The organism is Streptomyces sp. NPDC048481 (genome assembly GCF_043200075.1).
Classification (GTDB): domain Bacteria; phylum Actinomycetota; class Actinomycetes; order Streptomycetales; family Streptomycetaceae; genus Streptomyces.
Genome location: NZ_JBICXC010000001.1, coordinates 705,176 through 729,029, shown reverse-complemented (window position 1 = coordinate 729,029; position 23,854 = coordinate 705,176). Strand labels below are relative to the sequence as shown.

Below are 23,854 nucleotides of genomic sequence, written 5' to 3'. Positions count from 1 at the left end.
CCGCGGGCTCCCCGCCGGTGGGTGCGTCGGTCAGTACTTGCGGCTCGGGAGCGCGGCCTTGGCCTGGTCCTGCATGAAGTCGCCCTCCTTGGTCTTGATCCAGCGCTCGACCTTCTCGCCGTTCTTGACCTTCTTCACGGTGTCCATCAGCTGGGGGCCGAGGAGGGGGTTGCACTCGACGATGGCGTTGATCTTGCCCTCGGACATGGCCACGAAGCCGTCCTTCACGCCGTCGATCGAGACGATCAGGATGTCCTTGCCGGGCTTCTTGCCCGCCGCCTCGATGGACTGGATGGCGCCGATGGCCATGTCGTCGTTGTGCGCGAACAGGACGTTGACGTCCGGGTTGGACTGGAGGAAGGCCGCCATGACCTGCTTGCCGCCGGCGCGGGTGAAGTCACCGGTCTGGCTGACGACGATCTTCCAGTCGTCCTTGTGGTCGGCGTCCATGACCTCCTTGAAGCCCTTGGCGCGCTCGATCGCCGGGGCGGCGCCGGTGGTGCCCTCCAGCTGGGCGATCTTCACCGGGCCCTTGTGACCGGCCTTCTCCAGGACCTTCTCCAGGATCTTGCCGGCGCGGCGGCCCTCGTCCGTGAAGTCGGAGCCGACCAGCGTGACGTAGAGGGAGTCGTCGGACGTCTCCACCGAGCGGTCGGTGAGGACGACCGGGATCTTCGCGGCCTTGGCCTCCTTGAGGACCGCGTCCCAGCCGGTGACGACGACCGGCGAGAAGGCGATGACGTCGACCTTCTGCGCGATGTAGCTGCGGATCGCGGAGATCTGGTTCTCCTGCTTCTGCTGCGCGTCGGAGAACTTGAGGTTGTAGCCCGCCTCCTTGGCCGCCTCCTTCACCGAGGTGGTGTTGGCGCTGCGCCAGCCGCTCTCCGAGCCGACCTGGGAGAAGCCGAGGCTGATCGTCTTGCTGCCGCCCGAGGAGGAGGAGCCGGAGGAGTCGTCGTCCTTCTTGGCGCAGGCCGTCAGGCCGCCCGCCGCCGCCACGCCGACCGCCACGGTGAGGAAGTTCCTTCTGCTGAGCATGTTCTTCTCCTTTGAAGAGCCGGCCCGGGGACGGACCTGCTGGTACTTGAGGGACCGGCTGTACTGCGTCCAGCCTGTCGATCATTGTTCGGGATTTCGGTCAGACTGCCGGAGCGGTCCGGCCGGGGGATTCGTCAGTGGGGCGTGCCGTCCGGCTGGGCGGCGTAGGGGAAGGTGCTGGCACGGACGACGAGCTGGGGCTCGATCGCCACCCTCGGGGCGGTGGCGGGCGGCCGGCCCTCGATCAGGTCCAGCAGGAGCGCGATGCCCTGCCTGCCCACCGCCGAGAAGTCCTGCCGGACGGTGGTCAGCGGCGGGGCGAAGAACTCGGCCTCGGGGATGTCGTCGAAGCCGACCACCGCCACGTCCTGGGGAGTGCGCACCCCCGCCTCGCGCAGGGCCCGCAACACCCCCAGCGCCATCTGGTCGTTGGCGACGAAGACCGCGGTCAGCCCGCGGCCCACCCAGCCGGCCAGTTCCTGGCCCGCACGGTAGCCCGAGAGCGGACTCCAGTCGCCGCGCAGCATCATGGGCGGCTCGACGCCCGCGGATTCGAGGGTGTCGCGCCAGCCGGCGGCCCGGTCGGCCGCCTCCTGCCACTCCTCGGGCCCGGCGAGATGCCAGACCGTGCGGTGGCCGGCGGCCAGCAGATGCCCGGTGGCCAGCCGCGCCCCGAGATGCTGGTCCACGCAGACCCCGGCGATGTCCGCACCGGGTCCGCCGCCCACGACCACCACGGGGAACGGGTGACGTAGTTCGGAGAGGGCGTCCACCGCCGAGCGCTGCGGAGCGATGGCGACCACGCCCTCGACCCCGCCGTCGCCGAGGTGGTCCAGGGCCTCGGTGAGGCTGTCCATGGTCAGTCGGCGCAGACTGACCGTCGAGACGAGGTAGCCCTCGGCCCGTGCCGCCTCCTCCAGCGCGAACAGCGTGCTGGCCGGCCCGTGCAGGGTCGTGTCGGAGGCGACCACGCCCAGCGTCCGGGTCCGCCGGGTCGCCAGCGCCCGTGCGGAGAAGTTGCGGCGATAGCCCATCTCCTCGATCGCACGCAGCACACGGGCCCGGGTCGTCTCCCGCACGTTGGGGTGGTCCCCCAGCACACGGGACACGGTCTGGTGGGACACGCCGGCCCGGCGCGCCACGTCGGCCATGGTGGGCGGCCGAAGCCTGGTGTGTGCCACGGGCGCCCCTCCTTCTCGGCTCTCGTTCGTCGACATGGCCTGCGCTGCGGGCGGACGGTTCCGCGCCGCGGACGTCACTCCGGGATCCCGGCGAGCCCAACGGCACCGGCGGAAAAGGCGAGTCGGCGTGATGTCGGCACGACGCTCTCTCCTCCCCGTCGGCGGTGGGCCGTGACTGGTGAATGCGGAGGTCATTGTGAGCGCTAACAATTCACGGCGGTCAAGAGGGTTGCAGCCATACGTCGTCACGGTTCCATAACGTGCCGTAGCGCGCGCAGGCATAACCCCAGGCCAGAGCCATGAGAGAGGTCTATACCGGCGGCTCCGCCCAGCGCGCCGGCGACGGCCCGCCCACCCGCCGGAGCGCGTGTTCCGCGCACGGCCGGGGCAGGGTCCGGCCGCCGGGACGGCGATCACATCGCGCTGGACGAACCGTCCACACGGGCCGGCATCCACGCGTCCACGCCCGTCGCGACACCGGATCCGGACATGCGAAGACCCGCGATCCGGCCAACGGGACGGCGGGCACACCGGATTGGACGAACCGTCCACGCGAGGACGCCGGACGGTCGCCCTCTCACGCGAGGCGCCCCGGCCCCCCGCGACGGGCGCAGGGACCCGCGGACCGACAGGCCCATGGACGCACGGGCCGACAGGCCTGTCGCCCTACGAGCACCACCACAGGAAGCGGGTGCAGGTCTGCGACGGGGAGGGCTGCGGGGAGGCGTCCGTCGCCGTCGGCCGGGGGGTGGGGCTGGAGCCGTGGCCGGCCCCGTCCGACGGGTCCGCCGCACCGGAGCCCGGCCCGGAGGAACCGGGGACCTGGCCCGACTGAGCCTGCTTGTCGGGCTCCGGACCGGCCGTCCCGTCCGTCGCGGAGGGCGACGCGGACGCCGACGGCGAGGCGGAGGCGTCGGCAGAGGGCGAGGGACTGGCGGAGCCGGGGGCCGTCCGGTCGTCCAGCGGCTGCGCGGACACGCTGGGCTCGGGCGTCGAACCGTCCAGCTCGGTGGACTCGCCCCCGGCCGCCGCCGGGTTGGCCGGCGAGGAGAACCCCGGTGCGTCGATGCCGAGTTCGGCGAGGCTGAGGCCGCCCGCCGCCAGGGCGAAGCCGACGCCGATCAGCACCACGCGCTTACGGCGGCGACGGTGCGCGGAGGCCTTGCGGTCGCGCCGGCTCGCGTCCGGCGCGGCAGGGGCCCCGCCGGGCCCCCGTCCCCCGTCGTGCCCACGGTCGCGACGGCGTGCGGCCCGGCCCCGCGGCTCGTCGCCCTCGCTTGCGTCGGCGTCCCCGCCGATGACCTCGCCGTCGTCGTGACCGCCGTCGTCGGGACGGACGTCGCCGTCGTCGTGGCCGTGGTGTCCGGCGGGGGCGTCACGGGTGTCGCGTCCGGCCGCCGGCTCGCCGGGACCGTACGCGTCCTGTTCCGGCGCGTACGGTCCGGGCGCGTACGGCTGCGGGTCGTAGGGCTGCCGGCCGTACGGCTGCGGCTCCGGCTCGTACGTGCTCGGCTGATACGCGCGTAGCTGCTCGGCGGGCGCGCCGCATCCCGGGCAGGCGAGGGCGCCGTTGAGGTGCCGTCGGCACGGGTGGCAGTAGTCCATGACGCGGAGAGACTAAGTTCCCGGACGATCACGTTTCCGGCCGGACCTGTGAAAGTTGTGTGGGAAACCGGCCATACGGCGCGTCGGATCGAGTGACCTGCCCCACATGGCGTCGCCTCAAAAGTCGAAAGCGTCGGCGAAACTATCGAAACCGTTACCTGTTCGACCCATTGACACTCCACTCACGCCGTCTTTACTGTCTGGTCAGCATTTCGAACGTGTGACGAAATCTCGAACAGCCGAAGGGTAACTTCCGTGCGCATCACCGGAATCAGCACGCACGTCGTCGGGACGCCGTGGCGGAACCTGACCTACGTCCTGGTGCACACCGACGAGGGCATCACGGGTGTCGGGGAGACCCGCATGCTGGGTCACACCGACGCGCTGCTCGGGTACCTGAAGGAGGCCGAGACCAATCACATTCTCGGGTCCGACCCCTTCGCTGTCGAGGACCTCGCCCGCCGGATGAAGTACGGCGACTACGGGCGCGCGGGCGAGATCGTGATGTCGGGCATCGCCGTCGTCGAGATGGCCTGCTGGGACATCAAGGGCAAGGCGCTCGGCGTGCCGGTCTGGCAGCTGCTCGGCGGCAAGGTCACGGACAAGGTCAAGGCCTACGCCAACGGGTGGTACACCACCGAGCGGACCCCGGAGGCCTACCACAAGGCCGCCAAGGGCGTCATGGAGCGCGGCTACAAGGCCCTCAAGATCGACCCCTTCGGCACCGGTCACTTCGAGCTGGACCACCAGCAGTCCCTGTACGCCGTCTCCCTCATCGAGGCGGTGCGCGACGCCATCGGGCCGGACGCCGAGCTGATGCTGGAGATGCACGGCCGCTTCTCCCCCGCCACCGCCGTGCGGCTGGCCAACGAGCTGGCGCCCTTCAAGCCCGCGTGGCTGGAGGAGCCGTGCCCGCCGGAGAACCTGAAGGCCCTGGAGAAGGTCGCCGCCAAGGTCGACATCCCGGTCGCCACCGGTGAGCGCATCCACGACCGCATCGAGTTCCGCGAGCTCTTCGAGAGCCAGGCCGTCGACATCATCCAGCCGGACGTCGGCCACATCGGCGGCATCTGGGAGACGCGCAAGCTGGCCGCGACCGCCGAGACCCACTACATGCTCGTGGCCCCGCACAACGTCGGCGGCCCGGTCCTGACCGCAGCCTCGCTCCAGGTCGGCTTCACCGCCCCGAACTTCAAGATCCTCGAGCACTTCAACGACTTCGCGGACGCGGACATCAAGAAGGTCGTCACGGGCGCGCCCGAAGTGATCGACGGCTACTTCCACCTCTCCGACAAGCCCGGCCTCGGCGTCGAGCTGGACGTGGACGCGGCCGCCGAGTTCCCGCAGCAGCAGGCCCGTTTCGACCTGTGGGCCGAGGGCTGGGAGCAGCGCAAGCCCAAGGGCAGCAAGTGAGCAGCGCTGTCGTCGTCGACGGGCCGGGCAAGCACCGGCTCGTCTCGCACGAACCGCGTCGGCCGGAGGCCGGCGAGGCGCTGGTACGTGTTCACGCCACGGGCATCTGCGGCAGCGACCGCGAGGTGTACCAGGGCAACCGGCCCGAGGGGTACGTCCGTTACCCGGTGACCCCCGGCCACGAGTGGTCCGGGACGGTGGAGGCGGTCGGCGCCGGGGTTCCCGCGTCGCTCGTCGGCCGCAAGGTGGTGGGCGAGGGCTTCCGCAACTGCCAGGTCTGCGACCGCTGCCACGCGGGCGAGACGACGCTGTGCACGGAAGGGTACGAGGAGACCGGCTTCACCCAGCCGGGCGCGATGGCCGCCACCCTCACCCTCCCGGCCCGGCTGCTGCACATGCTCCCCGACGACGCGGACCTCACGGCCGCCGCCCTGCTGGAGCCCGCCGCCTGCATCGCGGCCGCCGCCCTCAAGGCTCACGTCCTGCCGGGCGAGAAGGCGGCCGTCGTCGGCACGGGGACGCTGGGCATGTTCGCCGTGCAGTTCCTGAAGGCCGGCTCGCCCGCCGAGCTGCTGGTGGTGGGCACGCGCCGGGACCGGGAGGAGCTGGCCGCGCAGTTCGGCGCCACCGGCTTCCGCACCAGCGAACAGGCGCTCCCGGACGACTTCGACGTCGTCATCGAGACGGCCGGGTCCGCGTCCGCCGCGCGGACCGCCGCGTCGCTGCTCAGGCGCGGCGGCCGGCTGGTGCTGACCGGCATCCCGGCGCCCGGCGCCGCCGGTCTCGACCCGACGGACCTCGTCGTGCGGCAGCTGGACGTGCGCAGCGTCTTCGGGGCGCCGCCGGACGCCTGGTCGCACACCGTCCGGGTGTTCGGGGCGGGACTGCTGGATCCGCTGCCGCTGGTCACGCACGAGCTTGCGCTGGCCGACTTCTCCGAGGCCATCGAACTGGTGGGGTCCGGCGATCCGAAGGTGGGCAAGGTGCTGCTCAGGCCGTAGGCCCCGACGAGCCGTACGCCGGCGCGGGGACGACCTGACGGTCCCCGTGCCGGCGTACACCCAAGCCCTGTACGACCTGAGCCGCGAACCCTGACCGAAATATCGAACACGAAGGACGGCATGTGACCACCGACGCTTCCACCCCGGCAGCCCGCCGACCCGGTGAGCAGGCGCTCACCGCTCTCGGCCTGGGCGCGCCCGCCCTCGATCCCGACGACGCCTCTCCCCATGAGTTCCCGGGCGGCGGCCGCTGGCGCACCGAGGTCCCTTCGTGCGAGGGTCCCGAGGCGCTGGCGGTCATCCTCAAGGAGGCCTCGCGCCTCGACGTGCCGATCCACCGCATCAGCCAGGGCAGCGGCGTGTGGATGCTGACCGACGCCGAGATCATCGAGATGGTCGACGCCACCGGTGAGCGCGACATCGAGCTGTGCCTGTTCACCGGCCCGCGCGGCACCTGGGACATCGGCGGCTCGACCCGCACCGACTCCCGGGGCGGCGGACTGCGCGCCCGCGGTCACGACGCCGTCGCCGGATGCGTCGAGGACGCGGTGCGGGCGACGGAGCTGGGCGTGAAGTGCCTGCTCGTCGCCGACGAGGGCGTGCTGTGGACGCTGCACCGGGCGCGGAGCGCCGGCCTCATCCCGGCCGACACCACGCTGAAGGTGTCCGCGCTCATCGGCCCCGTGAACCCGGCCGCGTACGCGGTCCACGAACGGCTCGGCGCGGACTCGGTCAACGTGCCCAGCGACCTGACGCTCGATCACCTCACTGAGATCCGGCGGGTGTCGGCCGCTCCGATGGACATGTACATCGAGGCCCCCGACGATCTCGGCGGCTACATCCGCATGTACGAGGTCGCCGAGCTGATCCGGCGCGGCGCACCGCTGTACCTGAAGTTCGGCCTGTCCAAGGCGCCGGGGATCTACCCCTACGGGCACCACATGCGCGATCTCGCGCTCTCCACCGCACGCGAGCGCGTGCGCCGCGGACGGCTCGCCCTGGACCTGCTCGCGCGCCACGGAGCCGACGGCGACATGGCTCCGCTCGGCTCGCGACTGCCCGGCGAACTGAACAGGTTCGACGTGTCGTCATAACGTTCCGGAAACCTCGCTTCACAGAAGCCGACACAGGCGCGCAGAATCCCACACATCGCTTCTCGGTCTTTCCGGCGCTCGCTCCGGAAGCTCCTTCGCAGCGCGAGACCGAGCACTGCACACACATCAAGGATGATGATCATGCGTAACCGCAGAGCCGCCCTCGCCGCCATAGCCGGAGCCGCGTCCCTCGCCCTGACCCTGACCGCCTGCGGGCAGTCCGGTGAGGGCGGCAGCAAGGAGGACAAGGGCGACGCCAAGGGCGGGACCATCGGCATCGCGATGCCGACCAAGTCCTCCGAGCGCTGGATCACCGACGGCGCGAACGTCGAGAAGGACCTCAAGGCCAAGGGCTACAAGACCAAGCTGGTCTTCGGCGAGGACGACCCCGAGCAGCAGGTCTCGCAGATCGAGAACCTGATCACCCAGGGCGTCAAGGCGCTGATCGTCGCGGCCATCGACAACAAGTCGCTGAACAGCGTGCTCCAGCAGGCCGCCGACGCGAAGATCCCGGTCATCTCCTACGACCGCCTGATCCTCGGCACGAAGAACGTCGACTACTACGCGTCCTTCGACAACGAGAAGGTCGGCAAGCTCCAGGCCGGCTACATCGTCGACAAGCTGGGCCTGGCGTCCGGCAAGGGCCCGTTCAACATCGAGCTGTTCGCCGGCTCCAACGACGACAACAACACCAAGTACTTCTTCAACGGCGCGATGAGCGTGCTCCAGCCGTACATCGACAGCAAGAAGCTCGTCGTCAAGTCCGGCCAGACCAAGATGAACCAGGTCACCACCCTGCGCTGGGACGGCGCCACCGCCCAGAAGCGCATGGAGGACATCCTCACCTCGTCGTACAAGAGCGGCCGGGTCGACGCCGTCCTCTCGCCCTACGACGGCATCTCCATCGGCATCATCGCCGCGCTGAAGTCCGACGGCTACGGCTCCGCCGCCAAGCCCCTGCCGGTCATCAGCGGCCAGGACGCCGAACTGGCCTCCGTGAAGTCGATCATCGCCGGCCAGCAGTCGATGACGGTCTACAAGGACCTGCGCAAGCTCGCCCAGGTCGCCACGGACATGGTCGACGCCACCCTGAACGGCAAGAAGCCCGAGATCAACGACACCAAGTCGTACGACAACGGCACCAAGGTCGTCCCCGCCTACCTGCTCCAGCCGGTGAGCGTCGACAAGACGAACTACGAGAAGGAGCTCGTGCAGGGCGGCTACTACACGGCGGACCAGCTCAAGTAAGCGTCGAACCTTACGGATTGGAAGGCACGACCATGGCGGGACCCGTCCTGGAAATGCGCTCGATCGTCAAGACCTTTCCCGGCGTCAAAGCGCTGTCGGACGTCACACTGACTGTCCGTCAGGGCGAGGTCCATGCCATCTGCGGTGAGAACGGCGCCGGGAAGTCCACCTTGATGAAGGTGCTCTCCGGCGTCCATCCCCACGGCAGCTACGAGGGCGACATCCTCTTCGAGGGAGAGATCGTCCAGTTCAAGGACATCCGGGCGAGCGAGCAGCACGGCATCGTCATCATCCACCAGGAGCTGGCGCTGTCGCCGTACCTCTCACTGGCGGAGAACATCTTCCTCGGCAACGAACACGCCAAGAGCGGGTTCATCGACTGGCGGGAGACCCTGCGGCACGCCACGGAGCTGCTGCGCCGGGTCGGTCTCGACGACCACCCGGAGACCCGCGTCGCCGACATCGGCGTGGGCAAGCAGCAGCTCGTGGAGATCGCCAAGGCGCTGTCGAAGAAGGTCAAGCTGCTCATCCTCGATGAGCCGACGGCGGCCCTGAACGACGAGGACAGCGGCAAACTCCTGGATCTCATCCTGGAGTTGAAGAAGCAGGGCATCACCTCGATCATCATCTCCCACAAGCTCAACGAGATCCGCAAGGTCGCGGACTCGGTGACGATCATCCGCGACGGGCACTCCATCGAGACGCTCGACGTGAAGTCGGCGGAGACGACCGAGGACCGGATCATCAGCGGCATGGTCGGCCGCGACCTCGACCACCGCTTCCCCGAGCGCACCCCGCACGAGCCGGAGGCGGGCGCGGCCCCGGCCCTGGAGATCCGGGACTGGACCGTGCACCACCCGATCGACCAGCAGCGCAAGGTGGTCGACGACGTGTCGATCCAGGTGCGCCGCGGGGAGATCGTCGGCATCGCGGGACTCATGGGCGCGGGCCGCACCGAGCTGGCCATGAGCGTCTTCGGGCGCAGCTACGGCCGGCACGCGGGCGGCACGGTCCTCAAGGACGGCGAGGAGATCCGCACCAGGACGGTCGCCGAGGCGATCGGGCACGGGATCGCCTACGTCACCGAGGACCGCAAGCACTACGGCCTCAACCTCATCGACACCATCAACCGCAACATCTCGCTGACGGCCCTGAACAAGGTCGCCAAGCGGGGCGTGGTCGACGAGCACGAGGAGCGGCAGGTCTCCGAGGGCTACCGCAAGTCCATGAACATCAAGGCCCCGACCGTCTTCGAGCCGGTGGGCAAGCTGTCCGGCGGCAACCAGCAGAAGGTCGTCCTCAGCAAGTGGATCTTCGCGGGTCCCGACGTGCTGATCCTGGACGAGCCCACGCGCGGTATCGACGTCGGCGCCAAGTTCGAGATCTACACGGTCATCGACCAGCTGGCCGCCCAGGGCAAGGCGGTCGTCTTCATCTCCTCCGAGCTGCCCGAACTGCTCGGCATGTGCGACCGCATCTACACGATGGCCGCCGGACGGCTCACGGGCGAGTTCCCGCGGGCCGAGGCCACGCAGGAAGTGCTGATGCGCCAGATGACGAAGGACAAAGAGGTATCGCGATGAGCACGGACGTGACGGACAAGAGCCCGGCGGCCGCGCCGCCCGGGAAGAGCGGGGGCTCCGCCTCCGGCGGCGGGCTGCTGCAACTGGTGCTGGACGGCCTGCGCCGCAACATGCGCCAGTACGGCATGCTGATCGCGCTCGGCCTGCTCGTGATCCTGTTCCAGGTGTGGACCGGCGGTGACCTGCTGCTTCCCCGCAACGTCTCCAACCTGGTCCTTCAGAACAGCTACATCCTGATCCTCGCGATCGGCATGATGCTGGTGATCATCGCGGGCCACATCGACCTGTCGGTCGGTTCGGTGACGGCCTTCGTGGGCGCCTTCGCCGCCGTCCTCACGGTGCAGCACGACGTGGCGTGGCCCGTCGCGCTGGTGCTGTGCCTGGTGGTGGGCGCGGTGGCCGGCGCGGTGCAGGGCTTCCTGATCGCCTATCTCGGCATACCCTCCTTCATCGTCACCCTCGCGGGCATGCTGCTCTTCCGCGGTCTGACGGAGATCCTGCTGGAGGGCCAGACGCTCGGCCCGTTCCCCGAGGGCCTTCAGAAGATGGGCAACGGCTTCCTGCCGGCGGTCGGCCCGGACACCAACTACCACAACATCACGCTGCTGCTGGGCTTCGCCCTGCTCGCCTTCGTGGTCCTCCAGGAGGTCCGCGACCGCAAGCGTCAGCAGGAGTTCTCGCTCGACGTGGTGCCGATCAACCTCTTCCTGCTCAAGCTCGTCGCCATCGCCGCCGCGATCCTCACGGTCACGATGCTGCTCGCCAGCTACAAGGGCGCGCCGATCATCCTGATCATCCTCGGGGTGCTGGTCGTGGGCTACGGCTACATCATGCGCAACGCCGTCTTCGGCCGGCACATCTACGCCATCGGCGGCAACCTGCCGGCGGCCAAGCTCTCCGGGGTCAAGGACAAGAAGGTCACCTTCTTCGTCTTCCTGAACATGGGCGTGCTCGCGGCCCTGGCCGGTCTGGTGGTCGCCGCCCGGCTGAACGCGGCCTCGCCGAAGGCCGGTCTGAGCTTCGAACTGGAGGCGATCGCCTCGTCGTTCATCGGCGGCGCGTCCATGAGCGGCGGCGTCGGCACCGTGCTCGGCGCGATCATCGGCGGTCTCGTCCTCGGTGTGCTGAACAACGGCATGAACCTCCTGAGCGTCGGCACCGACTGGCAGCAGGTCATCAAGGGCCTCGCCCTGCTGATCGCGGTCGGGTTCGACGTCTGGAACAAGCGCAAGTCCGGTTCCTGAACCGGTAGCGGGCCCCGCCGGAAGGCGGGGCCCGCTCTGTTTCGCGGGAGCCGGACCCGGACCCGTCCGGGACCTGGACCGGCGCGACGAGCGGGACGAGCGGGACGGCAATGGAGGGCGCAAGACGGTGGAGACGGTGAAAACGGTGAGGACGTACTTCGGAAGGCTGGCCGACGGCGCCGAGGTCTCCAGCTGGTCGCTGGAGAACGGCGGAACCCGGCTGACGGTGCTCGACTACGGCGGGATCGTGCAGTCCCTGGAGGTCCCCGACCGGCACGGCCGGTACGCGAACGTCTCCCTCGGGTTCGGCTCCGTCGAGGACTACGTCGCCGGCAGCCCGTACTTCGGGGCGCTGATCGGCCGGTTCGGCAACCGCATCGCCGAGGGCCGCTTCACCCTGGACGGCGAGGCCCACCGGCTGCCCCTCAACGACGGGGCGCACAGCCTGCACGGCGGGACCGAGGGCTTCGACCGGCGCGTCTGGGACGTCGAGCCGTTCACCGAGGGCCCGGACGTCGGTCTGCGCCTGCGGCTGACCAGCCCGGACGGCGACATGGGCTACCCGGGCACGCTCCGGGCGCACGTGACGTACACCCTCACCGCCGACGGGGACTGGCGCATCGACTACGAGGCCACCACCGACCGGGCCACCGTCGTCAACCTGACCAGTCACGTCTACTGGAACCTCGCCGGCGAGGGCAGCGGCCCGGTGCACGATCACGAGCTGGAGATCGCCGCCTCCCGCTATCTCCCCGTGGACGCGGGGCTGATCCCCACCGGCGAGCCCGCCGACGTCGCCGGCACCCCCTTCGACTTCCGCACGGCCAAGCCGGTCGGCCGGGACCTGCGCGCCGCCCACGGGCAGCTGCTGCCCAGCAAGGGCGTCGACCACAACTACGTCCTCGACAAGGGCCGCACGGCCCGGCCCGAGCCGGTCGCCGTGCTGCGCGACCCCGCCTCCGGCCGCACGCTGACGATCGCGACCACCGAGCCGGGATTGCAGTTCTACTCGGGCAACTTCCTCGACGGCAGCCTCGTCGGCTCCGGCGGGCGCACCTACCGCCAGGGCGACGCGCTCTGCCTGGAGACCCAGCACTTCCCCGACTCGCCGAACCGGCCGGAGTTCCCGAGCACCGTGCTGCGGCCGGGCGAGGTGTACCGGACGACGACCGTCCACTCGTTCGGCGTCTGACCCACGGCCCCGCCGGCCCCGTCACCTCCGGCGGCCGACCAGGGTTCTTCACAGTTAAACCACAATTTCTCACCGATTCCTCAGCGGTTGAACAGCCTCCCCGACACCTCCGTATGTAAGAGCGGCCCGCGCTCCCCCGCGCGGGCCACCCAGTGACGACGGGCCCGGTCGTCCCCGCCGGGCCCGCCCCATACGGAGGTTCCATGGCCGACAACGTCTCCTCGTTGTTCCGCAACGCGGCGCACAGCCCGTCGATGGCGGCGCTGACACGCGAGGGCGGCGAGGGAGTCGGCCCGGTGGACTTCTGTATCCCGTGCAACCCGTACTTCCCCACCCCGGCCATGATGGACACCATGGCCGCCCGGCTGCGCGACATCATCACGTACTACCCGAGCAGCGCCGACACCATCACCGCCGAACTGTGCAACCTGCTCCAACTCCCGCCGCAGGCGGTGGCCATGGGCAACGGCTCCACCGAGCTGATCACCTGGATCGACCATCTGCTGGTGCGCGAGTCCCTCGCCGTGCCGGTGCCCACCTTCGGCCGCTGGACCGACCAGCCGATGGAGACCGGCAAGCGGGTCGACATGTTCCCGCTCCAGGAGTCCAGCGGCTTCGCCCTGGACCTCGCCCAGTACGCCGAGTTCATCCGCACCCGGGGCACCCGGGCCGCCGTCATCTGCAACCCGAACAACCCCGACGGCGGCTTCCTTCACAAGCACGCGCTCGTGCAGTTCATGGACGCGATGGCCGACCTGGACCTGATCATCATCGACGAGTCGTTCCTGGAGTTCGCGGACGCCGAGCAGGAACCCAGCGTCGTGCAGGAGGCGATGATCCGGCCCAACGTCATCGTGCTGCGCAGCCTCGGCAAGAACTTCGGCCTGCACGGCATCCGCTTCGGCTACATGGTCGCCAACCCGTCGCTGGCCGGCCGGGTCCGCTCGATGCTGCCGAAGTGGAACCTCAACGCCTTCGCCGAGTACGTGGTGTTCATGCTGAAGGAGCACGGTCCCGAGTACGCGCAGAGCCTGCTCCAGGTGCGCCGGGACCGTCTCGACATGGCGAGCCAGCTCTCCGCGCTGCCGGGGCTGACCGTCTACCCCTCCCAGGGGAACTTCCTCTTCGTGCGCCTTCCCGTCGGCGCCGAGGGCACCGTGGTCCGCGACCGGCTGCTCGCCGAGCACCGCATCCTGGTCCGCGAGTGCGGCAACAAGATCGGTTCGTCGAGCCGCTTCCTGAGACTCGTGGTGCGCCCCCAGGTCGACGTGCGTCGCCTGGTGTCCGGCCTGGAGCAGGTGCTCTACGGGACCAGGAGGGGAGCCGCCGTGCCCGAGCTGAACGCCGCAGTCGGCTACAGCTCGGGCACGGCGGCCGTGGACCGGCTGGTCACCAACGGCGCGGGCACGCCGGGCCTGGCCGCCCAGGCCATGGCCGCGGAGCCACGGCCGGTCGCGGCCCCCCAGCCCGCGGCCGTCGCCGCGGCGATGCCCGCCCCCGCGATGCCGCAGCCGGCGCCGTCCGACGGCGCCGGGATGCCGATGCCTGCGGCGGCCCAGATCTTCCCCCAGTCCGCGCCCGCCCCGACCCCCACCCCGCCCCCGGCGCCCGCCCCCACACCGTTCCCCACGCCCACGCCCGCCCCCGCCCCGGCCCCGCCGATGGCACCGGCAGCGGCCATGGCGCCGGCGGCGATGTCCCCGGCGGCCATGTCGCCCGCGGCGATGACACCCGCCATGGCTCCCCCGATGTCCCCGGCCATGGCTCCGCCCATGGCCCCCGCGCCGGTCCCGCCGATGGGACCGACCCCGCCCGGCGTCCCGGCCCGCGGCGGACTCACCGCGGCCCAGGTCCGCGGCACCAACGGCCTCACCCCGGCGCCCGCCACCGGCTGGCCCAACGCCCAGAGCTGGCCCAACGCGGCGGGCATGGGCCAGGCGGGCTAGCGTCCGGGGCGGCAGGACGGCAGGCCGCCGGGCTTTATGCGCCCGGCGGGCGCGCGGTTCAATGAACCGGTGCGCCCGGTCAGGCATCTGAGGGCTCGTCAGTGCGCCGAAACCGCCCGCTCATGACGGAGTGGGCGGCCCCGGCCCGGCCCGCGTACGCCTGCTCGGCCCGCTTGCTTCCTACTTGCCCGGGCACTCCTTCCAGGCCATGTGGTAGACGGTGCTGATGTCGCCGTCCGTGGAGTCCATCGTCATGAAGCTGACCTTGGACGCGGACGACGAGCCCGCGTTGACGCGCAGTTCGGTGTTGATGTTGAAGTTGCGCTGGACCCCGCAGGGCGCGTAGACGAGGTTCGCCCAGTCGGTGGTGTCCGTCGCCTGCCAGTTGTCGTTGAGCGCGCCGTTGAAGGTGTGGTTCTTGAACACCGTCTGCGACGAGCCCTGGAAGTAGTAGGAGGCCCGCTGCACGCCGCTGGCCCCGGCCTGGAGCGAGGCGAAGCCGCGGTAGTCCGCGCTGGCGATGGCGTAGGTGAAGCCCGAGGGGACGTGCACGATCAGGCTCAGCTGGCAGTTCTTGCGGAACGCGGTCGGGTCGGAGTTGCCGCCGACCTGCGCGAGGTACTCGCTGTAGGTCACCGTGAAGGCGGTGTTGTCCTCGGAGACGGCGACCGCCGCCGAACCCGGGCGGCAGCCCGAGCCGTTCACCGTGGCCACATTGATGACGATCTTGTCCGGGGGCGGGTCGACGAACCCCGAGGACGGGTTGTGCGCGGGTATCGCGGCGGTGACGAGAGCGGCGACAGCGCCGCCCAGGAGCAGCCCACTGGCCATGGTCTCCCCTTCATTGGGATCGGTGGGGGGTGGATGCGACCGGTCCGCACGGCAACCATGTGAAGGATCAATGAAGTTACTGTGAAGAACCGGGGCGATCGCATCGTAGGGAGACCGCTGGGGCGCGCCCAGGTGGAACTCAGGCCATTCACCCCGGCCGGTTCACACCCGGTGGATCCGCGCCCGCCGGCGCACCCGCCCCACCGTCACGGGTTCTCCCAGGCCGCGGGCTCCTCCGACAGCTCCTTCACCGGGGCCGGCAGCGCATCCGCCGCGATGTCCGCAATCGTGACGCCCTCCAGGATGCGGCGCACGTTGGCCCGCAGCGCGATCCACAGCGGCAGCAGGGGCTGCGCCGAACCCGTGTACGTCAGGCCCGTCGGGCGTTCGCCGCGCACCGAGACGATCGGGCCGTCCACCGCCCGGATCACGTCCGCGACCGTGATCGCCGCGGGGTCGCGGGCCAACCGGTAACCGCCACCACCGCCGCGCCGGCTGTCGACGATCCCGCCGCGCCGCAGATCGCCCAGGATGCCTTCCAGGAACTTGTGCGGGATGTCCTGCTCGGCGGCGATCGACTCCGCCTTCACGGGGTCGCCGCCGCCTCGCCGCACGGCGAGTTCCAGCACCGCCCGCACCGCGTAGTCCGCCCTCGCCGAGATCCTCATGCCCCCATTGTGCGGTCGGCCGGCGGGCGGCCCCGCCGGGGAAGGCCGGTCGGTCACGGAGGCCGGTGACCGGCGAGCGGCGGTCGCCGGCCTTCGTGGAGACGGACGGTCTAGGCCAGGCGGATCACGTTCCAGGACAGGGGCTCCAGCGTCGCCGTCAGCGTGCCGTCCGTCAGCGTCGTGCCCTCTGCCGCGTGCGGGGCGACCCGCTCGGGGTCGGCGAGCGTGTTGCGGGCGTCCGGGTCGGCGTCCGCGAGCACGCTGTGCTCCACGACCGAGGTCAGGCCGAGGCCGTTGAGACGGATCTCCAGCGGAAGCGCCCCGGCGCGGTCGCGGTTGACGGCGAAGACGGTGACCGACCCGTCCTCGGCGCGGACCGCGGTCGCGTGCAGCAGGTCGGCGTCGCCGTACTTGCGGGTCCGGTAGGTCGGCGAGTCGACCCGGACGTCGAGGACCCGGCCGCGTCCGTGGCGGGCGGCCTGGGCGAAGGGGAAGAACGTCGTCTGCCGCCAGGCCGGGCCGCCGGGCTCGGTCATGATCGGCGCGATGACGTTGACGAGCTGGGCCAGGCAGGCCACGGCGACCCGGTCGGCGTGCCGCAGCAGCGCGATGATCAGGGAGCCGAAGACGACGGCGTCGGTGACGCTGTAGGAGTCCTCCAGCAGCCGCGGGGCCTGCGGCCAGTCGGTGCGGTCGATGCCCTTGGCGTGCTCCTCCCACTCGGGCAGGTACCAGACGTTCCACTCGTCGAAGGAGAGGCTGATCCGCTTCTTCGACTTCAGCCGCGCGCCGACGTGGTCGGCGGTCGCCACCACGTTCTCGATGAAGGACTCCATGTCGACGGCGGAGGCGAGGAAGGAGTCGACGTCGCCGTCCTCGGGCCAGTAGTAGGCGTGCAGCGAGATGTGGTCGACGAGGTCGTACGTCTCCTGGAGGACCGTGGCCTCCCACTCGGCGAACGTCGGCATGGACTGGCTGGAGGAACCGCAGACGACGAGTTCCACACCGGGGTCGAGCTGGCGCATGGCCCGGGCGGTCTCGGCGGCGAGCCGGCCGTACTCCTGCGCCGTCTTGTGGCCGGTCTGCCAGGGGCCGTCCATCTCGTTGCCCAGGCACCACAGCCGGATGCCGAAGGGGTCCTTGTCGCCGTGGCTCACGCGGAGGTCGGACAGGGCGGTGCCCTCGGCGTGGTTGGCGTACTCCTGGAGCGCGAGGGCCTCGGCGACGCCGCGCGTGCCGAGGTTGACGGCCATCATGGGCTCGGCCTGCGGGCCGATCTTCCTGAGGAAGCCGATGAACTCGGAGAGCCCGAAGCGGTTCGTCTCCGTGGAGTGCCAGGCCAGGTCGAGGCGGTGGGGCCGGTCGGCCACGGGACCGACGGAGTCCTCCCACCGGTAGCCGGACACGAAGTTGCCGCCCGGGTAGCGCACCGCCGTGACGCCGAGTTCCCGGACGAGGTCCAGGACGTCCGTGCGCAGGCCGTCGTCGTCGGCCGCCGGGTGGCCGGGCTCGAAGACCCCCGTGTAGACGCAGCGGCCGAGGTGTTCGACGAAGGAGCCGAAGAGACGGGGGTTCACCTCGCCCGTGGTGAAGGAGGGGTCGAGGGTGAAACGAGCGGTGCTCATCGTGGCCTTTCGGTCTTGGTCGCCGCGCTCCCGCCGCTGTCCGTGCTCCTGCCGGCCCGTGAGCGGGGTTCGGTATCCCGGATCATGCTCGCGTCTTCGAACGGGACCGTAAAATCCGGCGCCCGCGTCCGTCAATGGTTTCGACGCGATCCATGACAGCGCTTTCCCGCACCGCGCCCGACCGCCTTTTCCGTGACGTGAGCACAACCGGCCGCGTAGGCTCGAACGGGCTGCCGCCGGGCGGTTCGGAAGGGGGAGCGGATGGACAGCGCGGGCGCGCGCGGAAGGGCGGCACGGATCGTCTCCGCGCTGCGGCGCACGCGGACCGGCCCGGCCATGCGCGAGCTGACCGCCGATCTCTGCGCCGCGCTGCGGGCGCGTCCCCGCCGGCCCTGCGGGGTGCGGGAGGTGTGCCGGGCGCTGTGCGAGGAGATGTCCGCACGGCGCGGCGACCGGCCCGTCGAGGTGCGGTTCGAGCAGTTCCCCGACGAGATCGAGGTCACCGGCCTGTGGGTCGAGTTCCAGGAGTTCGACCTGGTGATCGTGGAGGAACGGGCCGAGGCCGTGCAGCAGTTGGTCATCCTCGGCCATGAGCTGTGGCATCTGCACGCCGGGCACCGCCACCACCATCACGGCGTCGGCACGGTCGCCGCGGGCGTGCTCGCCGACCGCTCCGGCTGGGACTCCATCGCGCTGACCGTCGCCGCCCGCAACGGCTCCCGCGAGGACGACGAGGCCGAGGCCGACGACTTCGGCCACCGGCTCGCGGCCCGCTTCCGGCGCTATCTGTCCGACGCCGCAGGACCCGGGTCCTGCGGCCCGGGACCGTCCGCCGCCGGACCGGGCGCGGAGACGTCCGCCGTCCAGCGCACCCTGGGCTACCGGGGACGCCGGGGCGCCGCGCGGTGAACCACGGGCTCTACATCTCCTTCTGGCTGCCCACCGCCGTCCTCGGCGCGGCCCTCGCCATCAAGCTGCCCAGCATCCTCAAACTCTGGCGGGACCCGCTGCTCCGCGCCGTCGGCGGTCTGCTGGTGTTCGCCTGCGCCGTGTTCGTCTTCGCCGCCCCGAAGACGATTCGCTGGACCAACCGGGTCACCGGCGTGCCGAACATCGCCGCGCCCTGGGTGTACTCCCTCCTCACCGCGCTGTCCGCGTCCTGGCTGCTGCTGATCATCGCCTGGCGCAACGGCCGCACCGAGCGGTCGGTCCAGACCCGGCGCGCCACGCGCTGGGTGGTCTCCGTCTACGCGGGCGTGGTGGTCGCCCTGTGGGTGCTCTTCGCGCTGGCCGACGTGCCCGTGGAACGGATCCGGGACCTCGACACCTACTACGCCAACACCCCCTACATGCGCGAGGAGATCCTGCTCTACCTGCTCGCGCACACGGTGGCCTGCTCGGTGACCGCCCGCCTGGTGTGGAACTGGAGCCGCACCGAGGGCCTCGACGCGTGGCTGCGCTGGGGGCTGCGCTTCCTGGGAGCCGGCTATGTGACCAACCTGGTGTTCAGCGCGGCCAAGCTGTCGGCCGTCGCGGCCCGTTGGACCGGGCACGACCTGGACTGGCTGAACACCGGCATCGCGCCGTCGGCGGCCTGCATCGCCGCCACGCTGGTCGCGGTCGGCTTCATCGTTCCGCACGCCGGCCAGTACCTCCAGGAGCGCTGGCGGGTCCGGCGCCGGCACCGGAGCCTGAAGCCGCTGTCCCGGCTGGTGCGGACCGTGACCGGCGGACGCGAGCCGTTCGACCTGCGCGCCACCCCCGAACTGCGGCTGATCCGCCGCGAGACGTTCATCCGCGACGCGCTGCTGCAACTGGCCCGTCATCTGGACGACGACCTGCGCGCCCGGTCCTACGACGCCGCCGTCGCCCTCGGCTTCGAACGCGGCCGCGCGCAGGCCCTCGCCGCGGGCGTCGCGCTGCTGGACGCCGTGGAGGCGAGGGAGCGGTCGCGGCGCGGGCCGCAGGCTCCGCAGGCGGGCACGCCCCGGCCGGGGATCTCCCGGCCGGGGACCCCCACGGCCCCGAACTCGCCGCGCACCGACGCGCGCACGGCGTCCGCCGGCGCCTCCCCGGCCGCCGTCTCCCCGGCGGCCGGTTCCCCCACGGCTTCCGCGGCGCCGTCCTCCTCCGGTCCGGACACCACCTACCTCCTGCGGGAGATCCAGGCCGTGTCCCGTGTCCTTCGCCACCCCCTCGACCTCCAGGCGGTCCGCGCCCACGTGGCCGCCCCGGCAGAGAGCATGTCCACGCATGAGTGAGCCGTCCAACCCCGCCAGAACCGCCGTAGTGCTGGGGGGATCCCACGCGGGCATGCTCGCCGCGCGCGCCCTGAGCGGCTTCGCCGACCGGGTCGTCGTGATCGAGCGGGACGTCCTGCCCGACGGACCCGCCCCCCGCAGGGGGCTGCCGCAGGCCCGCCACGCCCACATGCTGTGGTCGGGCGGGGTGCGGGCGGTGGAGGAGCTGCTGCCGGGGGTCACCGGCGCCCTGCTGGACGCAGGCGCGCGCCGGTCGCCGGTCACGACGGACATGGTCGTCCTGGGCCCGCGCGGCTGGTTCCGCCGCTGGCCCGAGTCCCACCACGTGATCCTGGCCGGCCGCGATCTGCTCGACGCGACCGTCCGCGACCTCGTCCTCGCCGACGAGCGCGTCGACGTGCTCACGGGGACCGAGGCGACGGGCCTGGTCGGCGACGCCAAAGCCGTCACGGGGGTGCGGGTGCGCGCGCGGGGCGGCGCGGACGACCGGGACGACCCGCAGGGCCGGGAGCGGATCGTTTCCGCGGCTCTGGTCGTCGACGCGACCGGGCGGGGTTCGCGGGCGGCGGGATGGCTCCAGGACCTCGGCCTGCCCGCCGTGGAGCGGCGCGAGGTGGACTCCGGGCTGGCCTACGCGAGCCGGCTCTACCTGGCCCCCGAGCGGGCCCGGTCCGGGTTTCCGATCGTCAACGTGCAGCCGGACCCACGGGACGGCCGTCCGGGCCGGGCGGGGTTTCTGCTGCCCATCGAGGACGGCCGCTGGATCGTGACCCTCAACGGCACCCGGGGCGGCGAACCGAGCGCCGACAACGACGACTTCGTGCGCTTCGCCCGCGAGGAGCTGCGCCACCCGGTCATCGGGGAACTGCTGGAGCGGGCCGAACCGCTCTCCGACGTGTCCTTCACCCGGGCCACCGTCAACCGCCGCAGCCACTACGAGCGGATGGCGGTCTGGCCGGAGAACTTCGCCGTCCTCGGGGACGCGCTGGCCGCCTACAACCCGCTCTACGGCCACGGCCTCGCGGTCGCCGCCCAGAGCGCGGTCGCGCTGCGGGACGCCGTCCGGCGGCACGGCTGGGGCTCGGCGGGACTGTCCCGTCGCGTCCAGCGGGCGGTGGCCCGCCCGGCCGGCGCCGCCTGGGACCTCGCGGTCGGCCAGGACGTGTTCTACCCGGGGGCGACGGAGAACGGCCCCACGCTCCGCGACCGGATGCTGGCCGCGTACGTGGGGCGCCTGATGCTCACGGCCACCGGCAGCGGCCGGATCGCCCGGCGGGTGACCGACGTGACGTCGCTGGAACGGGGCCCGCAGGTCCTCCTGACCCCGACGGTCCTGCTGGCCGCCACCGCCGGACCCCTCAAACGCCCCCTGCCCGGCCCGCCCCTGACCCCCTCCGAACGCGAACGAGCGGGCCTGCGCTAGCGGTTGGACGTGGGTCCGCCCGTAGTCGCCGGCGGCCGGGCGGGCGGACGTCGGCAGTCGGCCGAGCGGGGCCGCCGCGACCGTCGGGCGTCGGTCAGCCGGTGAAGGCGGGCTGGGGGAGGCCCTTGCCCGCGTTCGGGATCACCAGGAGCGAGCCGGCGACCGGGTGCGGGGCCGTCAGCCCGACGCGGGCCGTGGTGACGTACAGGTCGGTCAGGCCGGCGCCGCCGAAGGCGCACGCGGTGACCCTCGGGGTGGGCAGGGTGATCACCCGGTCCAGTTCGCCGTCCGGGGTGTAGCGGCGCACCGCTCCCCCGTCCCACAGGGCCACCCACACGCAGCCGTCCGCGTCCACGGTGAGGCCGTCGGGGAAGCCCGCGCCGTCCTCGAGGGAGACGAGGGGGCGACGGCCGCTCACCCGCCCGTCCGCGGAGCAGTCGAAGACGTCGACGCGGCGCGTCGGCGAGTCGATGTAGTACATCAGGGTGCCGTCGGGGCTCCAGCCGGTGCCGTTGCTCACCGCCACGTCGTCGAGGATCGGCTCGGCCGAGCCGTCGCCGGTGAGCCGGGACAGCGTGCCGCCGCCCGGCGCCTCGTCGTAGCGCATCGTGCCGGCCCAGAGGGAGCCGTCGGGCGCGACCGCGGCGTCGTTGGCGCGACGGCCGGGCACCGGCTCGTGCCGCAGCCAGCGGAAGGCGCCGTCGGGATCGAGCAGGCCGACCCCGTCGCGGAGGTTGAGGACGAGCCCGCCGCCCGCCCGGGGCTTGGCCGCGCCCACGTGCTGGTCCGTCGCCCGGACCGTGCGGCCGCCGGTGACGGGGTCGTAGGTGTGCACCCGGGAGCCGAGGATGTCGATCCAGAGCAGCCGGCCGGTGGCCGGGTCCCAGGTCGGCCCCTCGCCGAGGGTCGCCTCGGCCCGCACGGCCACCTCGTACGACGTCGTCATGCCATGCTCCGGTATCCCAGCAGTTCGGACAGTTCGGCCGCGCCCTTCGCGGCGAGCTGCTCCAGCTCCACGCGGCGCTCGTCGGTCCAGCGGATCATGGGCACGGAGATGGAGAGCGCGGCCACCACCTGTCCCGTGCGGTCGCGCACCGGCGCCGCCACACAGCTGACGTCCGGGTTGGACTCGCGGCTCTCGACCGCGACGCCCCGCTCCCGGATCTCGGTCAGCGCCTCGCGCAGCGCACCGGGCTCGGTGATGCTGTTCGGGGTCATCCGCACGAGGTCGGCGTCGTCGGGGATGCGTGCGCTCAGTTCCGCATCGGACAGCGAGGCCAGCAGCATCTTGCCCACGGAGGTGCAGTGGGCCGGGAGCCGCCGGCCCGCGGCCGACACCATCCGGACCGCGTGCGTGGAGTCCACCTTGGCGATGTAGATGACGTCGGTGCCCTCCAGGATCGCCACGTGGACCGTCTCGTCACACGTTTCGGCGACGGTGCGGGCGACCTGCTGACCCTCGGCGGCGAGGTCGAGCTGCTCGGCGTAGCGGCTGCCGAGCTGGTACGGACGCACTCCGAGGCGGTACCGTCCGGGTTGTCCGGGGACGGGCACGATGTACGACCGCGCGGAGAGCGTGGTCACCAGTTCGTGCACGGTGGTGCGCGGAAGCTGGAGCTTGCGCACGATGTCGGGGGCGGAGAGCGAACCGTCCCCGTCGAGGAAGAGCTCGAGAATGTCGAGAGCTCGGGTCACGGCAGGTACGAGGCGTCCCACGACCGGCCCCCTCCCTTGGTCTGTAAACGGTGCCTGTGTTCGAGATATCAACAGGCGATCGGCATGACGAACACAGGCTGTCATACGCCGTTGCGCCGGGCAATGGCCGGGAAACGCACGGTGGCCCCGGACGGTACCCGCGGTGGGCCAGGATGGGACCCATGCCGACCCAGAAACGCCTCGCCGGCTCGTTCACGGCGCTCGATTTCCAGCTGGTCCTGCTGCGCCGCATGGCCGACCACAACCCGGATCTGGTGGAGGACGCCCGCCACGACCTGGGCGTCTCCCTGACGCAGATGAGGGAGGCCAACAAACGCTGGCAGGCGATGGTCCACTCCCCGCACACCAGAGGAACGCTCGCCCGCTACCGCTCCGTCCTCGGCGAACCCGAGTCCAGAGCCGCCCGCCGGGTCGGCGACCTCGACTGCGAGGCCTGGCTGTGGCCGGTCTCGCTCTGGCCCGACCTGCGCTTCGAGGTGCTGCTCGCCCCGACCGGCGCCGTCTGGAACGAGTGGCTGGTGCGCGCCCCGGGGGCCCGGCCGCCGTCCCTGAGGACCCTCGACGACCTCGCGCCCTGGTCCTGCACGGTCGACGAGGCCGCCCTCGCCTTCGCCCCGGCCCGCCCCCTGGAGGGCACGGCCCCCAACCGCTGGGGGCTGGCGTTCACCGCTCCGGACGGCCGGGGCGTGCGCCGGGAGGTGGTCGCCGAGTTCACCTGGGGGCTGCTCCAGCGCACCGCGACGAGGGACTGAGACCGGGAGGACGCGGCCGGTGGCGGGCGGGGG

20 protein-coding genes are annotated in these 23,854 nt (G+C 71.5%); 12 read left to right on the top strand and 8 right to left on the bottom strand.

The features are described from left to right. Window positions 1–30: 30 nt before the first annotated feature. The 3 genes from ACGFSH_RS03005 to ACGFSH_RS02995 all read right to left on the bottom strand — a co-directional run bounded on the left by ACGFSH_RS03005 (window position 31) and on the right by ACGFSH_RS02995 (window position 3,824). Window positions 31–1,038 (bottom strand): ABC transporter substrate-binding protein, encoded by a 1,008-nt coding sequence (locus ACGFSH_RS03005; RefSeq protein WP_393344354.1) that lies wholly within the window; start codon window positions 1,036–1,038, stop codon window positions 31–33. Window positions 1,039–1,172: 134 nt separating this feature from the next. Then, window positions 1,173–2,219 carry a LacI family DNA-binding transcriptional regulator gene (locus tag ACGFSH_RS03000; RefSeq protein WP_393344352.1) on the bottom strand — a complete coding sequence of 349 codons (1,047 nt, stop codon included), beginning with the start codon at window positions 2,217–2,219 and terminating at the stop codon, window positions 1,173–1,175. Between the two features lie 666 nt (window positions 2,220–2,885). After that, window positions 2,886–3,824, bottom strand: a complete 939-nt coding sequence (locus ACGFSH_RS02995; protein ID WP_393344350.1) for a hypothetical protein — start codon at window positions 3,822–3,824, stop codon at window positions 2,886–2,888. A 255-nt stretch (window positions 3,825–4,079) separates the two neighbouring features. Between ACGFSH_RS02995 and ACGFSH_RS02990 the strand changes: the two genes are divergently transcribed. The 8 genes from ACGFSH_RS02990 to ACGFSH_RS02955 all read left to right on the top strand — a co-directional run bounded on the left by ACGFSH_RS02990 (window position 4,080) and on the right by ACGFSH_RS02955 (window position 14,545). Continuing rightward, window positions 4,080–5,237 (top strand): mandelate racemase/muconate lactonizing enzyme family protein, encoded by a 1,158-nt coding sequence (locus ACGFSH_RS02990; RefSeq protein WP_393344348.1) that lies wholly within the window; start codon window positions 4,080–4,082, stop codon window positions 5,235–5,237. Beyond that, window positions 5,234–6,238 carry a zinc-binding dehydrogenase gene (locus ACGFSH_RS02985; RefSeq protein WP_393344346.1) on the top strand — a complete coding sequence of 335 codons (1,005 nt, stop codon included), beginning with the start codon at window positions 5,234–5,236 and terminating at the stop codon, window positions 6,236–6,238. The genes ACGFSH_RS02990 and ACGFSH_RS02985 overlap by 4 nt, the downstream gene beginning before the upstream one ends. Before the next feature lie 122 nt (window positions 6,239–6,360). Next, a complete protein-coding gene (locus tag ACGFSH_RS02980) occupies window positions 6,361–7,332 on the top strand; it encodes a hypothetical protein (RefSeq protein WP_393344344.1) in 972 nt (323 codons plus the stop codon). A gap of 141 nt (window positions 7,333–7,473) precedes the next feature. Continuing rightward, window positions 7,474–8,580, top strand: a complete 1,107-nt coding sequence (chvE, locus tag ACGFSH_RS02975) for a multiple monosaccharide ABC transporter substrate-binding protein (protein ID WP_393344342.1) — start codon at window positions 7,474–7,476, stop codon at window positions 8,578–8,580. A 32-nt stretch (window positions 8,581–8,612) separates the two neighbouring features. Then, a complete protein-coding gene (mmsA, locus tag ACGFSH_RS02970; RefSeq protein WP_393344340.1) occupies window positions 8,613–10,163 on the top strand; it encodes a multiple monosaccharide ABC transporter ATP-binding protein in 1,551 nt (516 codons plus the stop codon). Then, the gene (gene mmsB / locus ACGFSH_RS02965) at window positions 10,160–11,407 is read left to right on the top strand and encodes a multiple monosaccharide ABC transporter permease (RefSeq protein WP_393344338.1); all 1,248 of its coding nucleotides are present in this window, start codon (window positions 10,160–10,162) and stop codon (window positions 11,405–11,407) included. Before mmsA ends, mmsB begins: the two co-directional genes overlap by 4 nt. Window positions 11,408–11,552: 145 nt before the next feature. After that, the gene (locus tag ACGFSH_RS02960) at window positions 11,553–12,599 is read left to right on the top strand and encodes an aldose epimerase family protein (RefSeq protein WP_393345456.1); all 1,047 of its coding nucleotides are present in this window, start codon (window positions 11,553–11,555) and stop codon (window positions 12,597–12,599) included. 203 nt (window positions 12,600–12,802) lie between these two features. Beyond that, window positions 12,803–14,545: a pyridoxal phosphate-dependent aminotransferase gene (locus tag ACGFSH_RS02955; RefSeq protein WP_393344336.1), complete on the top strand. Its 1,743-nt coding sequence runs from the start codon at window positions 12,803–12,805 to the stop codon at window positions 14,543–14,545. Between the two features lie 180 nt (window positions 14,546–14,725). Here the strand turns inward: ACGFSH_RS02955 and ACGFSH_RS02950 are convergent, their stop codons facing one another. The 3 genes from ACGFSH_RS02950 to ACGFSH_RS02940 all read right to left on the bottom strand — a co-directional run bounded on the left by ACGFSH_RS02950 (window position 14,726) and on the right by ACGFSH_RS02940 (window position 17,669). Then, window positions 14,726–15,376, bottom strand: a complete 651-nt coding sequence (locus ACGFSH_RS02950) for a DUF4360 domain-containing protein (RefSeq protein ID WP_393344334.1) — start codon at window positions 15,374–15,376, stop codon at window positions 14,726–14,728. Window positions 15,377–15,582: 206 nt separating this feature from the next. Continuing rightward, window positions 15,583–16,044 (bottom strand): RrF2 family transcriptional regulator, encoded by a 462-nt coding sequence (locus ACGFSH_RS02945; RefSeq protein WP_393344332.1) that lies wholly within the window; start codon window positions 16,042–16,044, stop codon window positions 15,583–15,585. 110 nt (window positions 16,045–16,154) lie between these two features. Beyond that, window positions 16,155–17,669 (bottom strand): alpha-N-arabinofuranosidase, encoded by a 1,515-nt coding sequence (locus ACGFSH_RS02940; protein ID WP_393344330.1) that lies wholly within the window; start codon window positions 17,667–17,669, stop codon window positions 16,155–16,157. Between the two features lie 261 nt (window positions 17,670–17,930). Here ACGFSH_RS02940 and ACGFSH_RS02935 point away from each other — a divergent pair, with 261 nt between their 5' ends. Genes ACGFSH_RS02935 through ACGFSH_RS02925 form a run of 3 tightly spaced genes read left to right on the top strand, consistent with a single transcriptional unit; the run spans window position 17,931 to window position 21,353 of the window. Continuing rightward, window positions 17,931–18,578 (top strand): toxin-antitoxin system, toxin component family protein, encoded by a 648-nt coding sequence (locus ACGFSH_RS02935; protein ID WP_393344328.1) that lies wholly within the window; start codon window positions 17,931–17,933, stop codon window positions 18,576–18,578. After that, window positions 18,575–19,930 carry an MAB_1171c family putative transporter gene (locus ACGFSH_RS02930; RefSeq protein ID WP_393344326.1) on the top strand — a complete coding sequence of 452 codons (1,356 nt, stop codon included), beginning with the start codon at window positions 18,575–18,577 and terminating at the stop codon, window positions 19,928–19,930. The genes ACGFSH_RS02935 and ACGFSH_RS02930 overlap by 4 nt, the downstream gene beginning before the upstream one ends. After that, window positions 19,923–21,353 carry an NAD(P)/FAD-dependent oxidoreductase gene (locus ACGFSH_RS02925; RefSeq protein ID WP_393344324.1) on the top strand — a complete coding sequence of 477 codons (1,431 nt, stop codon included), beginning with the start codon at window positions 19,923–19,925 and terminating at the stop codon, window positions 21,351–21,353. Before ACGFSH_RS02930 ends, ACGFSH_RS02925 begins: the two co-directional genes overlap by 8 nt. Before the next feature lie 94 nt (window positions 21,354–21,447). Here ACGFSH_RS02925 and ACGFSH_RS02920 read toward each other — a convergent pair whose 3' ends face one another. Next, entirely contained in the window at window positions 21,448–22,299 is an 852-nt protein-coding gene (locus ACGFSH_RS02920) for an SMP-30/gluconolactonase/LRE family protein (protein WP_393344322.1), read from the bottom strand. Further along, window positions 22,296–23,069, bottom strand: coding sequence for an IclR family transcriptional regulator (locus tag ACGFSH_RS02915; RefSeq protein ID WP_393344320.1), 774 nt, complete (start codon window positions 23,067–23,069; stop codon window positions 22,296–22,298). Before ACGFSH_RS02915 ends, ACGFSH_RS02920 begins: the two co-directional genes overlap by 4 nt. Window positions 23,070–23,221: 152 nt before the next feature. Between ACGFSH_RS02915 and ACGFSH_RS02910 the strand changes: the two genes are divergently transcribed. Beyond that, window positions 23,222–23,821 carry a hypothetical protein gene (locus ACGFSH_RS02910; protein WP_393344318.1) on the top strand — a complete coding sequence of 200 codons (600 nt, stop codon included), beginning with the start codon at window positions 23,222–23,224 and terminating at the stop codon, window positions 23,819–23,821. Window positions 23,822–23,854: the final 33 nt, after the last annotated feature.